Annotated in this window: 19 protein-coding genes; 15 read left to right on the plus strand and 4 right to left on the minus strand. The window is 57.1% G+C overall.

Features of this window, described 5'->3' with window-relative positions:
- Positions 1-219 precede the first annotated feature (219 nt).
- On the plus strand, positions 220-885 hold the full coding sequence (locus ACR0NN_RS21990; protein WP_050605729.1) for a hypothetical protein: 666 nt from the start codon (positions 220-222) through the stop codon (positions 883-885).
- A 4-nt stretch (positions 886-889) separates the two neighbouring features.
- Here ACR0NN_RS21990 and ACR0NN_RS21995 read toward each other — a convergent pair whose 3' ends face one another.
- On the minus strand, positions 890-1,999 hold the full coding sequence (locus tag ACR0NN_RS21995) for a transporter (RefSeq protein WP_170417865.1): 1,110 nt from the start codon (positions 1,997-1,999) through the stop codon (positions 890-892).
- 236 nt (positions 2,000-2,235) lie between these two features.
- On the opposite strand from ACR0NN_RS21995, the gene ACR0NN_RS22000 reads away from it, so the two are divergent.
- The 5 genes from ACR0NN_RS22000 to ACR0NN_RS22020 all read left to right on the plus strand — a co-directional run bounded on the left by ACR0NN_RS22000 (position 2,236) and on the right by ACR0NN_RS22020 (position 7,007).
- Positions 2,236-4,230: a heme lyase CcmF/NrfE family subunit gene (locus ACR0NN_RS22000; protein ID WP_170417870.1), complete on the plus strand. Its 1,995-nt coding sequence runs from the start codon at positions 2,236-2,238 to the stop codon at positions 4,228-4,230.
- A gap of 4 nt (positions 4,231-4,234) precedes the next feature.
- Positions 4,235-4,804: a DsbE family thiol:disulfide interchange protein gene (locus ACR0NN_RS22005; RefSeq protein WP_170417873.1), complete on the plus strand. Its 570-nt coding sequence runs from the start codon at positions 4,235-4,237 to the stop codon at positions 4,802-4,804.
- Positions 4,801-5,289 carry a cytochrome c-type biogenesis protein gene (locus ACR0NN_RS22010; RefSeq protein WP_170417876.1) on the plus strand — a complete coding sequence of 163 codons (489 nt, stop codon included), beginning with the start codon at positions 4,801-4,803 and terminating at the stop codon, positions 5,287-5,289. The genes ACR0NN_RS22005 and ACR0NN_RS22010 overlap by 4 nt, the downstream gene beginning before the upstream one ends.
- Entirely contained in the window at positions 5,286-6,434 is a 1,149-nt protein-coding gene (gene ccmI, locus ACR0NN_RS22015) for a c-type cytochrome biogenesis protein CcmI (RefSeq protein ID WP_170417878.1), read from the plus strand. Before ACR0NN_RS22010 ends, ccmI begins: the two co-directional genes overlap by 4 nt.
- A gap of 114 nt (positions 6,435-6,548) precedes the next feature.
- Positions 6,549-7,007: an ATPase gene (locus ACR0NN_RS22020; RefSeq protein ID WP_170417881.1), complete on the plus strand. Its 459-nt coding sequence runs from the start codon at positions 6,549-6,551 to the stop codon at positions 7,005-7,007.
- 9 nt (positions 7,008-7,016) lie between these two features.
- Here the strand turns inward: ACR0NN_RS22020 and ACR0NN_RS22025 are convergent, their stop codons facing one another.
- The 3 genes from ACR0NN_RS22025 to ACR0NN_RS22035 all read right to left on the minus strand — a co-directional run bounded on the left by ACR0NN_RS22025 (position 7,017) and on the right by ACR0NN_RS22035 (position 9,755).
- Entirely contained in the window at positions 7,017-9,113 is a 2,097-nt protein-coding gene (locus ACR0NN_RS22025) for a protein-disulfide reductase DsbD family protein (protein WP_170418009.1), read from the minus strand.
- 117 nt (positions 9,114-9,230) lie between these two features.
- Complete coding sequence (locus tag ACR0NN_RS22030) at positions 9,231-9,404, minus strand: hypothetical protein (protein ID WP_170417885.1); 174 nt, start codon at positions 9,402-9,404, stop codon at positions 9,231-9,233.
- A gap of 39 nt (positions 9,405-9,443) precedes the next feature.
- On the minus strand, positions 9,444-9,755 hold the full coding sequence (locus ACR0NN_RS22035) for a DUF2933 domain-containing protein (protein WP_255612174.1): 312 nt from the start codon (positions 9,753-9,755) through the stop codon (positions 9,444-9,446).
- A 374-nt stretch (positions 9,756-10,129) separates the two neighbouring features.
- Here ACR0NN_RS22035 and ACR0NN_RS22040 point away from each other — a divergent pair, with 374 nt between their 5' ends.
- The 9 genes from ACR0NN_RS22040 (at position 10,130) to ACR0NN_RS22080 (ending at position 17,013) form a co-directional block, all read left to right on the plus strand.
- On the plus strand, positions 10,130-10,783 hold the full coding sequence (locus ACR0NN_RS22040; protein ID WP_050605720.1) for a L,D-transpeptidase: 654 nt from the start codon (positions 10,130-10,132) through the stop codon (positions 10,781-10,783).
- Positions 10,784-11,417: 634 nt separating this feature from the next.
- A complete protein-coding gene (locus ACR0NN_RS22045; RefSeq protein WP_170417888.1) occupies positions 11,418-12,008 on the plus strand; it encodes a L,D-transpeptidase in 591 nt (196 codons plus the stop codon).
- Between the two features lie 67 nt (positions 12,009-12,075).
- Positions 12,076-12,525: a c-type cytochrome gene (locus tag ACR0NN_RS22050; RefSeq protein ID WP_170417891.1), complete on the plus strand. Its 450-nt coding sequence runs from the start codon at positions 12,076-12,078 to the stop codon at positions 12,523-12,525.
- Positions 12,526-12,678: 153 nt separating this feature from the next.
- Positions 12,679-12,861: a hypothetical protein gene (locus tag ACR0NN_RS22055; RefSeq protein ID WP_157054267.1), complete on the plus strand. Its 183-nt coding sequence runs from the start codon at positions 12,679-12,681 to the stop codon at positions 12,859-12,861.
- Positions 12,862-12,921: 60 nt separating this feature from the next.
- Positions 12,922-13,491 carry a c-type cytochrome gene (locus tag ACR0NN_RS22060; RefSeq protein ID WP_170417895.1) on the plus strand — a complete coding sequence of 190 codons (570 nt, stop codon included), beginning with the start codon at positions 12,922-12,924 and terminating at the stop codon, positions 13,489-13,491.
- Positions 13,492-13,500: 9 nt separating this feature from the next.
- On the plus strand, positions 13,501-14,400 hold the full coding sequence (locus tag ACR0NN_RS22065; protein WP_170417899.1) for a c-type cytochrome: 900 nt from the start codon (positions 13,501-13,503) through the stop codon (positions 14,398-14,400).
- Between the two features lie 39 nt (positions 14,401-14,439).
- Positions 14,440-15,810 carry a multicopper oxidase family protein gene (locus tag ACR0NN_RS22070; protein WP_170417903.1) on the plus strand — a complete coding sequence of 457 codons (1,371 nt, stop codon included), beginning with the start codon at positions 14,440-14,442 and terminating at the stop codon, positions 15,808-15,810.
- Positions 15,810-16,283 (plus strand): c-type cytochrome, encoded by a 474-nt coding sequence (locus ACR0NN_RS22075; RefSeq protein ID WP_480685574.1) that lies wholly within the window; start codon positions 15,810-15,812, stop codon positions 16,281-16,283. The genes ACR0NN_RS22070 and ACR0NN_RS22075 overlap by 1 nt, the downstream gene beginning before the upstream one ends.
- A gap of 1 nt (position 16,284) precedes the next feature.
- The gene (locus ACR0NN_RS22080) at positions 16,285-17,013 is read left to right on the plus strand and encodes a DsbA family protein (protein WP_414478956.1); all 729 of its coding nucleotides are present in this window, start codon (positions 16,285-16,287) and stop codon (positions 17,011-17,013) included.
- Position 17,014 lies beyond the last annotated feature (1 nt).

Raw genomic sequence — 17,014 nt, forward strand, 5'->3', positions numbered from 1 at the left:
TGCGCGCATTTTCCGGCGAAATCAATCAGTCATGATAAGGGGTACTTATCGAGTGTAACTTGAAACTGATAGCGCAACAAAAGTAACGAGCAAAAGTAACAGATTTTGCGCGTAAAGTAGGTAGAGGGCTTGCGGAATAATAAAATCGGAGGTTCTGTCGCAGGTCTGTAAACCAATTGGCATCGACATTGCGCTGGAACCGTTGGCAAACTAAATGAAATGAACAGATATTTTGCCACTGAATTGCCTTTCTGGAAGTTTGCCAGAAACACGCTGATCGTCAGTTGCCTTGCGTTGTTTCCGCTGTTGGCCATCTTCGTTTTGCGCACGCCGGGCTTTGCGACGCACCTCCTGAACAGTGGTCCCGCGTTTGTTCGGTTTTTGCGTCAGGTGGTGACGAATGGGTTGCCGGTCGTTTTCCTTTTAAATTATCTCAGCTTTTTTCTTTTCGCCGTTGGGGTAAGGGCGCGGGGCAGGGGGGCCATCCCGGCCCGGTATCTGCTAATTGACCTGCTGCTACGGGCCGTCCTGTTCATCGCGCTGCACGCGCTGATCTACGCGCTTTCGGCAGACTGGTTCGGGTCTTTCGGCGGTGATCCCGTAGTGGCGTTGCGGGTAGTCGGTCCGACGCTGGTACGCTCCGCCTACTTCGAGAACATCTCAGGCGTTTACCTGTACGCCACGCTGGTCGGAGCGCTGCCGCTATACCTATCCGTCGTTCAGAGCCAGATCGCCCACGGTACTGGATTTGCAGCCCAACTGGCACGTCGCGTACCTGGGCGCGGCGGACCTGTGACATTGGCCCTGCTACTGATGGCGGTGTCAGTGGTCGTTCTGACCACCGCGGCGGCGCTGATTGTCCGTTTACAGTCGGTTTGGGGCTGAAGGGTCAGAACGCCCTGCGTATCGCGAAGGAGACTGCGTAATCGCGTTCAAGCTGGGGCCCATCCAGATCTTGATACACAGGGATCACGCCCTCGATACCCAGGCGCGTGCCCGCCAAAACGCCCGACCCCGGCACAAGGTAATTCACTCCGATTCCGATACTCAGAAACTGGCCGCCGCGCAGGGTCGGATCAGCGGTGGGCACCATGCCTGGGTTCAGGCGCGCATCCGACCCGTCAATGTTTTCCACGATGTCGCCGACCACCCGCAACGAGGAGCTGAACTGGTCATTCCAGCGCCGTGCACCCCAAACTGTTGCTGAATAGACGTCACCCAAGGTGTAACCGGCATCATTCTCACCCATCCGGATCACGGCGGCCAGCTGGGCGCCCCAAGACCAATCCGCGTTCTGGCCCGTATAGGTGACGCCCGGCAGCAGGTCGTAGGTGCCTGAACCCAGTTGCATGGGGTAGGGCAGCAGCTGGTCCGGCCCAGCTGGCGTGGTGTCGGTCTCGTCTATCGAGCCAGTCGGCAGACTGAGGCCAAGAGATAGTTCCAGCACCTGCCCGTCGGATTTGTAGATATCATATCCGCCGATGATCTTCAGATCGCCAAACCCCTGTGCCCTGGTCTTAAAGGTCTGGCCCATGCGGGTCTGGTGCTTCATCGTCTTGCGGGTATAGGGCAGCATCGCCATCACCGAGATCTCGTCGGTCACACCGTACATCAGGCCGACCATCGCCATGTTCATGCTCATGCTGAGCGGCGCGATCGGATACTGCGACAGAACGTTCGAGGTAGACAGCGACTGCGTTCCGGTACGATTTCCGTCCATCTCCATGTTCATGTAAGAGAACACAGGCATCAAAACACCCTCGGGTGGATGCATACCGCCAACGACACCCGTTGGCGGCACCGCGTCGGGGCGCATCATCCTGGACATGCTTCCCATACCTGACATGTTGCTGGAGGCTTGCGGGTTCATCGCCACGTTGTCAGCCGGACGGGTTTCCGGTTGGGCCATGGCAGTTGACCCAAGGCTCAGCCCCCCAGCCAGTATTACAGCCTGGAGGCGTTGCCAGACGCACGTAATCTTGCTGTTGCTCCGTGTCATGATGCCCTCGTGTTCGTTTGTTTCCTGAGTCCCTGCCCTGAAAACAAAGTGTTCGGTACGTCCATCGGTGAAGTCGAAATGGTGGGGGTCTCCAGCGCTGGAAGGTCAAGGCCGCCGGCCAGATTTGCGCTCGTCAAGCATGCATCAGCCGAAGGGGGTGCGGCAATAATGCGCTTGACCCTCCAGCGCTGGATTGTCGGACAAGGCCGCAAAACCGGAAATCCGGAGGGATTGGAATGATACCGGAAATCGGGCAGTTCGCCCTGGCGCTTGCCCTGGCCGTGTCCTTGGTGCAAAGCGTATTTCCCTTGATTGGAGCAGCACGGAACAATGTCATGTGGATGCGATCGGCATCTGCGACCTCGGTCCTACTGACAGCGCTGGTTGCTATCGCCTTCGCCGCTCTGATGTGGTCCTTCGTGGTCAGCGATTTCACTGTGCTAAATGTGGCCAGCAATTCTCATTCGCTGAAACCGATGCTTTTCAAGGTGGCTGCGACCTGGGGTAGCCACGAAGGGTCGCTGCTGTTGTGGATTCTGATATTGGTGATTTTCGGGCTGGGTGTGTCTCTGTTGGCTCGGAACATCCCACTGAAACTCAAGGCGCGCACTCTGGCAGTGCAGGCCTGGATCAGCGCGGGGTTCCTGTCATTCATGCTGTTCACCTCGAACCCGTTTGACCGGGTGTTTCCGGCACCGCTGGATGGTCAGGATTTAAATCCGCTGTTGCAGGATGTCGGCCTGGCTATGCACCCGCCGTTCCTATACCTGGGTTACGTCGGCTTCTCTATCGTATTTTCTTTCGCCGTGGCTGCCCTGATTGAGGGGCGGGTCGATCCGGCATGGGCGCGGTGGGTCCGACCCTGGACATTGGCGGCCTGGGTGTTTCTGACACTTGGTATCGTTCTGGGCAGCTGGTGGGCCTATTACGAACTGGGTTGGGGCGGCTGGTGGTTCTGGGATCCGGTCGAGAATGTCTCGTTTATGCCCTGGCTTGCTGGCACAGCGCTGTTCCATTCGGCCATTGTGACCGAAAAGCGCGGCAGCTTCAAAAGTTGGACGATCCTACTGGCCGTTTTGACCTTCTCGTTGTCCTTGTTGGGGACATTCATTGTCCGCTCAGGCTTGCTTACATCGGTCCATGCGTTTTCGGTCGATCCCGAACGCGGCATTTACATCTTGGCGCTGTTGGCTGTCGCGATCGGTGGTTCATTGACGCTGTTTGCCATACGCGCACCGGAGATGGAGGGCGGCGGTCTTTTTGCCCCGATCAGCCGCGAGGCCGGTTTGCTTATTAACAACCTGCTGCTGGCCACCGCAACGGCGACGGTTCTATTCGGTACGCTTTATCCGCTTTTGCTTGAGGCTGTGACAGGTGAAAAGATTTCGGTTGGACCACCTTATTACAACGCCAGTTTCGTGCCGATCATGCTGGTTCTAGTCGTTGTAATGGGGATTGGGCCGCTGTTGTCATGGAAGCGGGCGGATTTGCGCGGTGTTCTGTCCCGGCTCAAATGGGTGGCCGGGGTTAGCCTGCTCGTAGCGTTGCTTGTGTGGTATCTGGATACCGGCGGCCCAGCCTTGGCGGTAGTGTCGATCGGCCTTGCGGTTTGGTTGCTGGGCGCTGTGCTGACAGAGTGGGCCAGCCGAATTAAGCTGGGTGAGGCACCGTTGGCCGAGTCCCTGCGTCGGGCCCGCAGCCTACCGCGTTCTCATTACGGCATGGTCGTGGCCCATGCGGGGTTGGCTGTCTGTATGATCGGCTTTATCGGGTCCAGCGCTTGGAAATCCGAGGTCGTGACTTTTGCCGAGCCCGGAACACAGATTGAGATAGCAGGGTTCGACGTGCGTTTTGACGGTGTGGAACAGCTTCGCGGTCCGAACTATCTGTCTCGCGCGGCCACACTGACGGTATTTCGCGATGGCGCTTATGTCACCACGCTTCAACCCGAGCGCAGGGCCTATCTCGTGGCGGGTACCAGTACGACCGAGTCAGCAATTCGAACGACGTTGGCAGGGGACCTTTACGCCTCAATATCGGAACCGGCGGCGGAATCAGAACAGAGCAAATGGACCCTGCGTATCTTGTATGAGCCATTGGTGGTCTGGATCTGGATAGGTTCAGGATTGTTAGCATTTGGTGGTGTCTTGTCACTCTCCGATCGGCGTCTACGCGTCGGTGCACCACGAAAACGGACTGGGCAGAGCTCCGTTGCGGTGGCGGCGGAGTAGGGCAATGAAACGTCTATTTGCACTGTTCCCAATTACGATTGCCGGCATCCTGGGTGCCTTCCTGCTATGGGGACTGAATCCCGATCGCGATCCAAACGAAATCCCGTCTGTTTTGATCTCGCAGCCGGTGCCTGAGTTCGACTTGCCGCCGGTCGAAGGGCTGGATACCCACGGGCTGTCCAGTACCGATCTGGTGGAAAATGACGGGTCAGCTCCGATCGTGGTCAACGTGTTTGCGTCCTGGTGCGTGCCCTGCCGGGCCGAACATGCGGTGCTGACGCGTATGGTACGCGATGAGGGCATTCGCCTGATGGGCATTAACTACAAAGACAAGCCGCAGGACGCGCGGAAATGGCTCGACGATCTGGGCAACCCTTATGAGCGCATCGGTTCCGACCTGGACGGCCGAGCCGGGATCGAATGGGGGATTTCCGGCGTGCCGGAGACCTTTGTGATTGATGGCGCGGGCAAGGTCGTATTCCGTTTTGTCGGCCCGGTGCTGGGCGACGAGGCAATTTCAAAGATGCGCACCGCGCTGGATCAGGCGCGGGCGGCCGGAGGAGAGGCGTCATGATACGTCGCATTGTAATTACCGCGGTCACTCTGGCGATGCTGGTGTCGCAGCCGGCATTCGCGGTTGAGCCCGACGAGATACTTGCAGATCCGGTATTGGAAGAGCGGGCCCGGGCGATTTCGAAACAGGTGCGATGCGTGGTGTGCCAGAACCAAGACATCGACAGTTCTAACGCTGGCGTGGCGCGCGACCTTCGTCTGCTTGTGCGCGAACGGCTGGTGGCAGGCGACACGGACCAGCAGGTTATGGACTTTCTGGTTGCGCGTTATGGCGACTATGTTCTGTTCAACCCGCCATGGAAGCCATCAACTTACATTCTGTGGGTTGCGCCTATCGTCATCCTGGGGCTGGGTGGTATCGCGACTGCAGCGGTATTGACCCAAAATGCGCGCCGATATCGGAAGTCGCGAAAACAAGAGACGGAACGCGGCGCGAGCGAAGAACGGAATCCCGAAAACCATTCACTCACGGAGCCGCACGCATGATCTGGATTATCTTTTCATTCATGGCCGTGGCGGTGTTTCTGACGCTCGCCCTCTCCGGCCTGGGGCGCAAGACCTCGGACTTGTCGAGACGCGAAAGCGCCTCTGCCATCTTTTCCGACCAGATCGGCGAAGTGGAGAAGGACCTGGAACGAGGAATTATCTCAGCCGAAGAGGCCAAGGCCGCCAGAGCCGAGATAGAACGTCGCCTGAAGGCGATTGACCGGCAATCGGACGACAAAGCGATAATGGGCCATTCCGGGCGTGCGCTGATTTTACTTGCCGCGCTGGTAGTTCCAGCGCTCGGAGCCGGTCTTTATTGGCAACTGGGTAGTCCCTACATCCCCAGCCAGCCATTTGCCCAACGCGAGGGGGAGCAGGCCGAAGCCCGTGAAATCGCCGACCTTGCCGTGCGCCTGAAGTCGCGGCTTGAGGCGGATGAAACCGGCGGGCCAACCGAGGGATGGGTGTTGTTGGCTCAGACCTATATGCGTATGGGACGCTTTGGAGATGCCGCAGACGCGTTCGAGGGGTTGCTGGACCGACCCAATGCGAATTCAGCGCTGGTGTCGCAATATGGCGAGGCGTTGGTCTATGCCGATGACGGTGTCGTTACGCCCAAGGCCGATCGGGCGTTTGAACGAGCCTTGGAACTGGACCCATCGAACCCAGCAGCGACATTCTACAAAGCCATTGGTCTGGAGCAGGCTGGATCGCCTGATAAGGCCTATGACCTACTGAAGACGCGGATGGACGCCGAAGAGGAGTTCCGGCCATGGATGGAGAGTTTTGTGGCCCAGCTTAACCGCATCGCCCCGTCGATCGGACGGGCTCCGGTGAATCTGGCGGCTTTTGCCCCTTCCATGCCCGGCCCAACTGCCGATCAGGTGGCGGCGGCCGAGGAGATGTCAGACGAAGACCGGCAGGCCTTCATCCGCTCGATGGTCGAACGGCTTGCGAGCCGGATGCAGGAAAACCCAGGCGATCTGGACGGCTGGATGCGGCTGGGCAACGCCTATTCGGTGCTGGGCGAGACCGACGGCGCCCGGAACGCCTATGGCAGGGCAAGGGATCTGGCGGATGACCTGCCGCAGGGGGATCCGCGCAAGGTGGCAATCGACCGGGCATTGCTGGAACTGGGGGGTTGATTCCCGCAGCCCGGCGTGGATCGGGCCGGCGCCGACTTCGCGCTGATGCCCAGTGAGCCATCTGGAAAATTCCGGTTTAGGCTATCGCATGCCGATCTTTAGGAGGTTGAGACCATGAAAGTTGAAACGTTTTCTGATCTAATTGTCTGGACGCGGGAAATGCATCATTGGCTCGCCGAATGTTTGGCCCACTGTTCGACACAGTCAGAGCAGGAGCTGGCCAGGATGTTGCTTACCTACCTCGCCGATCATGAGGCTGCTCTGGAGAAAATCGTCGATGGTTTCGTGAAACGAGCCGATCCCAAAGCGCTCAACACCTGGGTATATGACTATTTGGGCAATGAGCCGATCGACCCACATCGCGCCTGCGACAGGCCGTTCGCACAGATGAGCGTCGATGAGATCTGCGAAGCGGTCTTCGATCTTCACAATCAGGTGATCGACTTATATCGGTATTTGCACGGGCGTGCCGAGATACCCGAGGCACGCGAACTCTTTCAGGCGATACTGGATATGGAAGAGCACGAGACCATGCGTTTAGCGCAGCAGAGCAACCGCGTCCGGGATATGTGAACTCCGGGGTCAGGATCCGCTTTCCACGGCTCCGCCCGCAATCGGCGCGGCCTGTTCCATCGCGTCGAGAATGGCGTTCGTGGTCAAGATCTCTGGCAGGGCGATGCCTTCGGGGGCCGACGGGCCGTAGACGATGTTGAAGGGGATCCCGAACCGTCCATTGTCCTCAAGGAAACGGGCGATCACATCGTCGGGGCGGGTCCAGTCGGCCTGCATCGGAATTGCTTTGTCCGATTGCAGTGTTGCCAGAACCTCGCCGCGTTCCAGCACCAGCGCTTTGTTGGCCTTGCAGGTCAGACACCAGTCGGCTGTGACATCGACGAAAACCACCTCGCCGCGCGACACAAGGCGGGCGATTTCGGGGCGGCTGAAGGTAATCCAAGGGATCTCTCCGGCTGGTTCAAGCAGCCTGGACCGGTCTTTGCCGGCAATCGCAACCGGTGCGGCAAACGCTGCGGTCAGCGTCAGCAACAGGGCTGTCCAGCGCAAAACGGGTGGCATCATCGTACTTTTCCAGATCAACAGGACCAGAACAGTTGCAGCCAGCACGGTAGCAGTTGCAGCAGTGTCTCCGGCCACCCCGACCATCACCCAGACCAACCAGCCGATCGTGGTCAGCAGTGCCGCCGACAGGGCCCATTTTAATCCCACCATCCAACGCCCCGGTTTAGGCAGAGCGGCGGTAAGTTTCGGGTGCACTGCAACCAGCAGGTAAGGAATGGCCAGCCCGACCCCCATTGCGGTGAAGATCGCCACGATATCCACCGGTCGGCCGGTCAGGGCAAAGGCCACCGCCGTGCCGAGGAAGGGGGCCGAGCAGGGCGTCGCCAGAACTGCTGAGAAGGCTCCGGTCAGGAAATCCCCGACCAGCGACACGCGGCCCTTTTCGACATGGGCAAGCCGGGTGTTCAGCGACTGCGGCAGCGTGATCTCGAACAAGCCCGCGAGGCTGGTTGCAAAAACCGCCAGCACCACGATCATCACCGCAAGGAAAAGCGGATTCTGGAACTGGATGCCCCAGCCGACGGAATAGCCCAGCGACCGCGCCGCAATGGTGATAGCCGCCAACAGCCACATGAATGTCAGGATTCCGGCTGCCGAAGCCAGGAACCCGGCGCGAATCTGAGCCGCAGAGCGGTCGCGAGCCTTTACCGCCGAGGAAAGCTTGATCGAAAGCACTGGCAGTACGCAGGGCATGACATTCAGAATCAACCCGCCGCCCACCGCCAGCAAAATGATCCAGACCAGCGCGCTGGCTGAAGTTTCGGCGGCCGCGATCTCATATGGTGGCGGGGTAGGGGGAGCGTCGGTACGGGGCGAAAACTCGGCCACGCGGTTGGTGTCGGTAACCGTGACGGACAAGGCGGGGGGGTCCTGTGCCAGAGCGAGGACCGGGAACTGCACCCATAGCTGACGCCTGTCGCCAGCGAGCCGGATGTCGGGTGCACCAAACGCGGTGTCACGTCCCATGTCGGGAAAGACATCAGGCGCATCAAAGGGCAGGTCGCTGGTGAAATTCAGCGTCAGCATCTCGGACTCGGTATCCAGGGTCGCGGCGTCGGACTTCATTCCGCTTGTGTTTCCCGTGGTTGGCACCCGCGACAGAAAGGCATTTATAAGCCGGGCCGAGTCCTGATCCCGACCCGTTCCCTGAGTCAGCGACAAGTCCAGCGAAAACTCGACCGGCACACAGATATCGGAACAGATCAGCGTTGTCACAGCGGCCTTCAAGTCAACTGGCGCTCCGGGGTTCTCGAGTGTGACGGTCAGCGGAAAGACCACTTCGTCCTTGTACCCGAAATTCTCGATCCCGAAGGCGCGAAAACGGATCGGCGCGGGCCAGTGAAACTGTACGTCGCTGACGTTTTGCGAGCCGTTCCAAGTGATCTTGGGCGGAATTCCCACCTCACCAGGCGACTTCCAGTAGGTTTTCCAATCTTCGCCCAGTTTCAGATGCAGTCCTGCAGTGATCGTCTTGACGTCAGGCGCGATCCCGTCCTGCGCGGTAATTATGTGTGCGACCAGGGGCTCTGATTCATACGCTTGGGATGTAGCTGCAAGGCTTGTCCCGGCGGAAGTCTGGCCAAAGATTAACCCCAAGATCATAATACATAAATTTAGGAGTGTTCTTGCCATTGCGCGTTGCCATCGGTTGTTTTGCACCCGTCTCTGCCAGATTCCAGCGCTGGAGGGTCAACGAGCCGGAATGTCACATCCCCACGATCAGCTCACGAAACCTTCGCGCCCGTCTTCGCAGATGAAATAGGCCCCGCCATCCGCGCCCTCCCATTGAACCCGGCAACCTTGGGGCAGGGCGTATTCAGGCTGCGGCGGTTGCAGCGGGCATAGTTTAGGGCGTGGTGCGCAAGCCGCCAGCGAAAGAGCGGCCAGCGACATGGCGGCCAACCTTGAGCACCAAAGCTTCATGATTGAAGATTATTGCCGGTGTACTGGGTTCGGTCCGACCGCGGCGTCTGTTGCCTTTGGTCTTTCCGATTCAGATTTGTTCGAATGACAGGATTTTTCCATCGCCTTGTGCATAAAGAAATGGGCTCCGAGGCACAGGATCAACGGTGCGAAAAGACCCAAGGAGTCAGAAAGCCCACCAACCGTCCCGCCGGCGATCAAGTAGAGAGCGATCGGCGTTATCATGGCAATGCAACATACCATCATGCCCCATTTCATTATCTTGCCGCCGCTAACCGGTACTGACGCCTGCGGCGCGTTTGCAGTCTGTTTTTCTTTCACATTCAACTCCAAAATTTGGATTGGAGACCTCTGCTAACGCCTTCCCACGATGGAAGGTCAAGCTGTTTTGGCGCGAAGCGAATTTGACGCTGTCAAACCAGTCCAGCATTTGCTTGGGCCTTACTTGGTGCATAGACACGGCCGGAACAGGGAAGTTTTTAGGGGTATGAACAGCAGGCATTGTCGTCCCGACGCCTGGTGAAGTTTCAGGTTAAACACGAAGCTGCCTAGGTCACTTTAAGCCTTGAAAACTCGCGGGTGGGTCGAAGCGATATCGAACGAATAATTGAATGGACAAATCTTCCCCCGTCGCGGATTGTCTAATCCCCTGGGTACTAACTCCAGACACCAACCAGCCAATAGGAGCGCTATCAATGCTGACCAGACGACATTTTGTTGCAGCCTCGCTCGCCATTTTCTCTCAGCCGGTTTTTGGAGTGACGTCGGCGGCGGCCTCGCAATGGTCGGAGTGGGATGCGCAAGTAACTCCAGCCAATTTTGATCCCGCAACATCCAATCCCTGGGGTTTACACCCACGTTTCCTGCCTCAGCGTGTGCAAACCAATCGACCACTTACTCCGGGTGACATTCATGTCGACGCGGTGGCACGATATCTGTATTTCATCGAAGACGGTGGCACAGCAATGCGTTACGGCGTAGCCATTGCCCGAGGCAATCTTTACGAGCCCGGAGTCTACACGATCAAGCGAAAGGCCAAATGGCCGCGTTGGACTCCTACAGCCGAAATGATTGAGCGCGACCCTGATGAATATGCGCAATTCGCAGATGGTGTGCCCGGTGGGCCGACAAACCCATTGGGATCAAGGGCGTTTTATCTGTTCGAAGGTGGTCGCGACACATACCTGCGAATTCACGGAACGCCTTATCCAAGATCTATCGGAGGTCGCGCAAGTTCTGGCTGCGTAAGGATGGCGATGCCACATATCATCGGGCTTTATGATCGTGTCAGGCCAGGGTCCACGGCTCATCTCTACCCTCCCGAGCGGCTTCTGACCGCGACCAGCTGACAGGCGCTTGTCAGGCGCGCGTACAGATTGGGCGCCCTTCAATAGTCCTAAGTGGTAGGTAGGTTGTTTCAACTGGCCCAACATAGCGATACCAATAGCAACCGTCCTCAGGCATGATTTTCACTGCGTTCAGGTCCTGGCCCGGAGCAGCAATCTGGGCTACGGCGTCAGGAACTTGGGAAAGCGTTCCGGGCTCGCTATCTGCAGATATTGACGTTGTTTCGGTACAAGCGCCGATGAACAAAAGTGCGGCCAGTGCTTGGAAAGCTTTCCTGAAGGACATGGTGTTTAGTCCACTGTGATTGTCATTTGTAGTGCCTGCTACCCTCGCATCGACGGGTGATCACATCAATTCACCAAGAACTAAGCAATTGTTAGCGTTGCTTTTTTGTGTTCGGTTGATTCAAGAAAGTCAGGTTTTGCTTAAAGCAGCCTGGAGTTACGTCCAAGAAAAATTGCTTTTCCACAATGACTTGATGATTTGGGTCCGCCTTCTAAGGAAATATCCCTGCGCCAACGGCAACGACAATTCAGACGAGACATCCCATATGAAATGTCATTTGCGTGTTGACCTTCCAGCGCAGGAACCGGGCATACGAGTTATTTGAGTCGGAAAAAAAGAATAAACTTTGGGATGGCAGGCATGAAACGGAGCAAAGAAGGAAAGGTTGTTACGCGACGTGGAGTGATTGCCGCGTTTGCTGCGACGACGCTTTTTCCAGCACCGGCCGTTTGGGCCCAATCAACGGCAACTGAGGGGACGCGCCGCAATGTTTCCTCATTCCGCGTTGCTAAATGGCAGGACCACTTTGATACGCTTAAGAATGGTGTGATCCTGTCCGATACACAGTCCAAGGTCCTGCAATATTGGTCGGAAGACGAAAGCGTCTACCGAATGTATCCAACCAGCGTACCGCTGACGGAAGACCTTACAAGGCTGGGCTACACCACAGTTACTCGCAAGGTCGAAGGGCCGTCTTGGCGACCGACACCAGCAATGAAAAAGCGCAACCCCGCTTGGCCCGATTATGTGGGCCCGGGTCCGGAGAATCCTCTGGGGACACATGCACTTTATTTGAGCTGGCAATACTACCGGATCCACGGCACCAACGACACGCGCAAGATCGGGAGAAGATCCTCCAACGGCTGCATTGGCTTGTACAACGAGCAGATTGCGGAATTGTTCGAACTGGCCACTGTGGGCACTCAGGTAAAACTGATCTGACCTTGGTCAGGCCGATTTTTTTTGCGCGCGTTGAACCTAAGAACTGACAATCATGTGAAGAACAGAGATGGATAAACTTACACTCTTGATCGGCGGAGTAGTGATCGCAGGCGCCGCCGCGTTCGTCTACAACTTAAATCAGCAACCAACAGGTCACTCGATGACGCCGCCCGATACGTCAGCACTGGAGCAAGGAGACCCAATCGAAAACGTCACTCTGCCGGACCAGCTAAGCGAATTTGCGGCCGTCGGCAAAGTGGCATTCGACGCCAAATGCTCGGCGTGCCATGGCGCGAATGCAACAGGTCTGGAAGGCCTTGCACCACCTTTGGTGCATAAAATCTATGAACCAAGCCACCATTCGGACGAGTCATTTTATGTGGCAGTCCAGAATGGAGTTCGGGCACACCATTGGAAGTTCGGCAATATGCCGCCGGTCGATGGCTTGACCCGTGCGGATGTGAAGGGCATCGTGGCGTATATCAGAGAGCTGCAGCAGGAAAACGGGATTTTCTGAAGGTGACGAGCCGAATGGGCAGTGCAATTCGTTACATCATACTGTCAATGGTGCTGACCATTGGCGGGCTGCTTGTGACGGCCGATTCTGCTCATGCACATGGCAGTGGTTCTCAGCACGTGATTGACCAAACGGACTCCGCGGACGTTGAGCATGTCAAGCAGGGTCATCCCGGACATTGTCATGGCGGAACGATTTGCAACGCTGTTGGTCTATTTTCGATGGGTCCACCACCGCCTGGCCCCCAAGATACTGAACAAAGATACTCGATCCCTCGAGCCCAATACCGGGTTCTCGGTATCGCGGCGTTTGACCCACCACCGCCGCGTGTCCTGATCTGACCAGTCGAATTGCGCTCAACCTGGGCGCGTCGAAGCAGACGACAAGGACAAAACAATGAACATTCTGAAAATGACCACAGGCGTTGCCCTGGTTTCTCTGTTTGCAGCCGCCGCCCTGGCGCATGGTGGCGCAACCGGCATCGTCAAAGAACGCATGGATGGTATGTCCGCGATGAAGGACAGCATGAAGATCCTTACGCCGATGATGCAGGGGAAAACGCCCTACAATGCGCAAACGGTACGAAGCGAGGCCAAGAAAATCGGGCGTCACGCTGGCGAGAGCATGACAAAGCTGTTTCCAGAGGGATCTGATGGCAAACCCTCGGAGGCCAAATCGGAGATCTGGCAGGATTGGGGTTCATTTGCAGAGTTAGCCAGGCAGTTGGAATCCTACTCTGAAGGCCTTGTGCTTGCGGCGGACAACGGGTTGATGATGTCCGGGTCGGGCCATGGTTCGGGCATGATGGGCGGCGCATCCATGATGGGTGGCGGTTCTATGATGGGTGCCGGAATGATGGGCGGCAGTCCAAACCAGGCACAACTTTCTGAAATGCCGGCAGATGGTGTGTTCATGATGCTGAGCCAGACATGCTCGGCGTGTCACACGCAATTTCGGTCGGAATAGGAATGCGTCATGAGACCGATATTCCGATTGGGCCTTGCTGCCGCCGTAGCGGCGTCAGCGGGACTTGTTGCTGTGATGGCTTGGCCGATTGGCCAGCCCTTACAAGCTCTCGACATTCAGGGTGACGTTAACCGCGGGGCGTATCTGGCAAGGGCAAGTGGTTGTATCGCTTGCCACACAGATTTTGCCAAAGGGGGCGCGGCCTTGGCCGGTGGGGTGGAGTTGGATACCCCGTTCGGCACGCTCTTTTCGCCGAACCTGACCACAGATCCCGATCACGGGATCGGTGATTGGACAATCGAGGAGTTCGCCCGCGCGGTGCGTCAAGGCGTATCACCCGGCGGACAACCCTATTACCCGGCCTTTCCTTATCCATTCTATGCCAATTTCACGGATCAGGACATCGCCGATCTCTGGGCCGCATGGCAAACAGTTCCACCGGTAGCGGAACCGTCAAAAGAACAGGAAATGGCGTTCCCCTTCAATCAGAGATGGGGCCTGAAGCTGTGGCGCGCGGCTTTTCTGGAACCACCCCGCACTGATCCCGTGCCGGGCAATGACGAAGTGTGGAACCGGGGCCGGCTACTGGTCGAAGGTGCCACACATTGTGCGGCCTGCCACACCGGGAGGAACCTGGCTGGCGCAAGAAATTCGGACACGGAACACTTCAAGGGAAGTGACTCTCTGCCGGGCGGTGACAAGGCACCGGCCATCGACTTTGAGACCCTGCAAAAGCGTGGTTGGACGGTAGATGATTTGGCCTACGCGTTGCGCACCGGCGTCATGCCTGATGGCGATGTCTTCGGCGGCGCCATGGGAGAGGTCGTAAACTATGGCACCAGCTTTCTGACAGACGAAGACCGGAAGGCAATGGCGACCTATCTGCTGGATGTGCACGACGGGGGGTAATCGAGTGAGAGATCAAATTTTCTTTGGAGGGAAGTCCTCATGAAGCTCAATCGCAGGCAATTCGTTGCAGGCACGTCGGCACTAATCGCAGTGCCGACTATCGGGAGGGCGGCTACCGCCCCCCGAATAATCGAGGCGCGTTCAGGATTGGCACGTGTTGCCCCCGACAGCTATCCTGAAACCGAGATATGGGGATATGATGGCGGTGTTCCGGGCCCCGAAATTCGTGCCCGGCAGGGCGAAACGGTTCGCCGGACACTCCTGAACTCACTGCCTCAGCCTACGGCAATCCATTGGCATGGACTGCGGGTTCCAAACAACATGGATGGGGTGCCGGGTCTTACACAGGAGGCTGTACCAACAAGCGGCGAGTTTCAGTATGACTTGCCTCTGAAGGATGCAGGAACCTTCTGGTACCACTCTCATAACCAGTCAACGGAACAAGTGGCCAGGGGCCTTTACGGCGCGTTCATCGTCGACGAAATGGACCCGCCGGACACGGATCATGACATTACGATCCTGCTGGATGACTGGAGGTTGGGTCAGGACGCCCAAATCGTCGATGATTTCGGCGCGATGCATGACTGGACGCATGCAGGCCGAATGGGAAACTACGTTCACGCACACATATCGCCCATGACAGAAGTTCTGACAAACCAGCGTTTGCGACTTCGAATGGTCAACGTGGCAACTGATCGGATCATGTATGTCTCAGTAGGTGGCGCAAACGGGAAACTGGTCGCTTATGATGGCATGCCTGTAAGGCAGCCAGAGGATTTTGAAACCCTTGTTTTTGGGCCTGCACAGCGAGCAGACTTAATTGTTGATGTCACAGCGGAATCGAACGAAGCCGTTCAAATAACTCTTCACGAACGCGATGAATCGTTTGTCATTGCTGAAATCCCGGTTTCGGGAAGCGGTGCATCCGCAAACCGCGGTGCAATAGAAGCCCTGCCACCCAACCCTGTTTCCTTTCTCGAAGATGTTTCTGACGCTTTGACAATCCCATTAGTGATGGAAGGCGGGGCGATGGGCGGACTGCGTCAAGGCACTTTTAACGGCCAGGTCATGAGCACCAATGAATTGGTTCAGGAAGGGCAGATCTGGACATTCAACGGTGTCGCCGGGTTACCTGAAAACCCCCTTGCTGCCGTTTCGCGTGGCGACATAGTCCGGATTCAGATGCAGAACGACACCGTCTTTCCGCACGCTATGCACTTGCACGGGACGCACTTTCAGGAAGTTCTGCCAAACGGCAACCTAGGGCCGCTGCGGGACACAATCCTGGTTGACCGGATAGAAAAGCGGGAGATTGCGTTCGTTGCGGATAACCCGGGGGATTGGCTGTTTCATTGCCATATGCTGTCGCATCAGGCCGCTGGTATGAAGACCTGGCTGAGCGTGGCATGATGAACAAGAGTTCGGCGAAATGGGTGTCACTGGCTGCTGTAGTGATCATTGTCGCGGTCGCTGGCTGGGGCCTGAGTGGGCGTGCGCAGAACAGTGCATCAGCGGATTCGGCACGTGGTGCAGTTTTGTACGCCGAAAACTGCGCGTCATGCCACAGGGCAAATTTGGAGGGTCAGCAGGATTGGCAAACACCTGATCCGGATGGCGTCTTGCGGGCGCCCCCGCATGACCGAACCGGGCATACCTGGCATCACGGCGACAAGCTGTTGTTCGACTATACAAAGTTTGGCGGGGACCAAACTTTGAAACAGATGGGTGTCGCTGACGTCAAAAGCGGCATGCCAGGCTTCGGGGACACTCTGTCGGATCAGGATATCTGGGACATCCTCGCCTTCATCAAGGAGAGTTGGCCGGATCGGGAACGCAAGCTGCAAGAGCAACGCACCGAAGCAGAACAAACGGAAGGAAACTGATGTGAAACGAATACTTGCAGGCTTAGTCGCTATCGCCATGTCGATTGGCATTCCTATGGCACGCGCCGACGAGCTGTCTGACTCCGATGTAAAACGGCTGGCTCTCGAAGCCATTTTGGAAAACCCTGAGATCATCATGCAGGCGATTCAATTGCTTCAACAGCGCGAGGATCAGGCAAAAGCCGAAGCAATTGGAAGCGTCTTGGAAAATCAGCGTGAATTGCTGGAACAGGATCCGAATGCGCCTGTAATCGGAAACCCGGAAGGCGATGTAACCGTGGTCGAGTTTTTCGACTATAACTGCCCATATTGCAAACGCGCTGCCCCGGTCGTGAAGAACGTAATCGCGGGCGATTCCGATGTGCGAATTGTTTATCGAGAATGGCCCATACTTGGAGAAGGTTCCGACTTCGCGGCACGCGCTGCGCTGGCCTCACGAAACCAGGGAAAATACGAAGAATTTCATTGGGCGCTTATGGCTCTGAACGGTCGTGCCACTGAGGCCAGTGTACTGAAAGTTGTTCGGGAACTTGGCCTGGACGAGGATCAATTGCGCGCAGATATGGAAGCGCCGGAAGTCGACGCGCATATTCAGATTTCCATGGAATTGGCCCGACAGCTTGGCTTCAGTGGCACTCCTTCGTTTGTGATTGGAGATGCGCTTGCCCCGGGTCTGATCACCGAAGATGAAATGACCCGGTTAATCGTGGCAGTCAGAGACGCAAGATAGA

It is taken from the genome of Ruegeria sp. BA2, assembly GCF_056539605.1.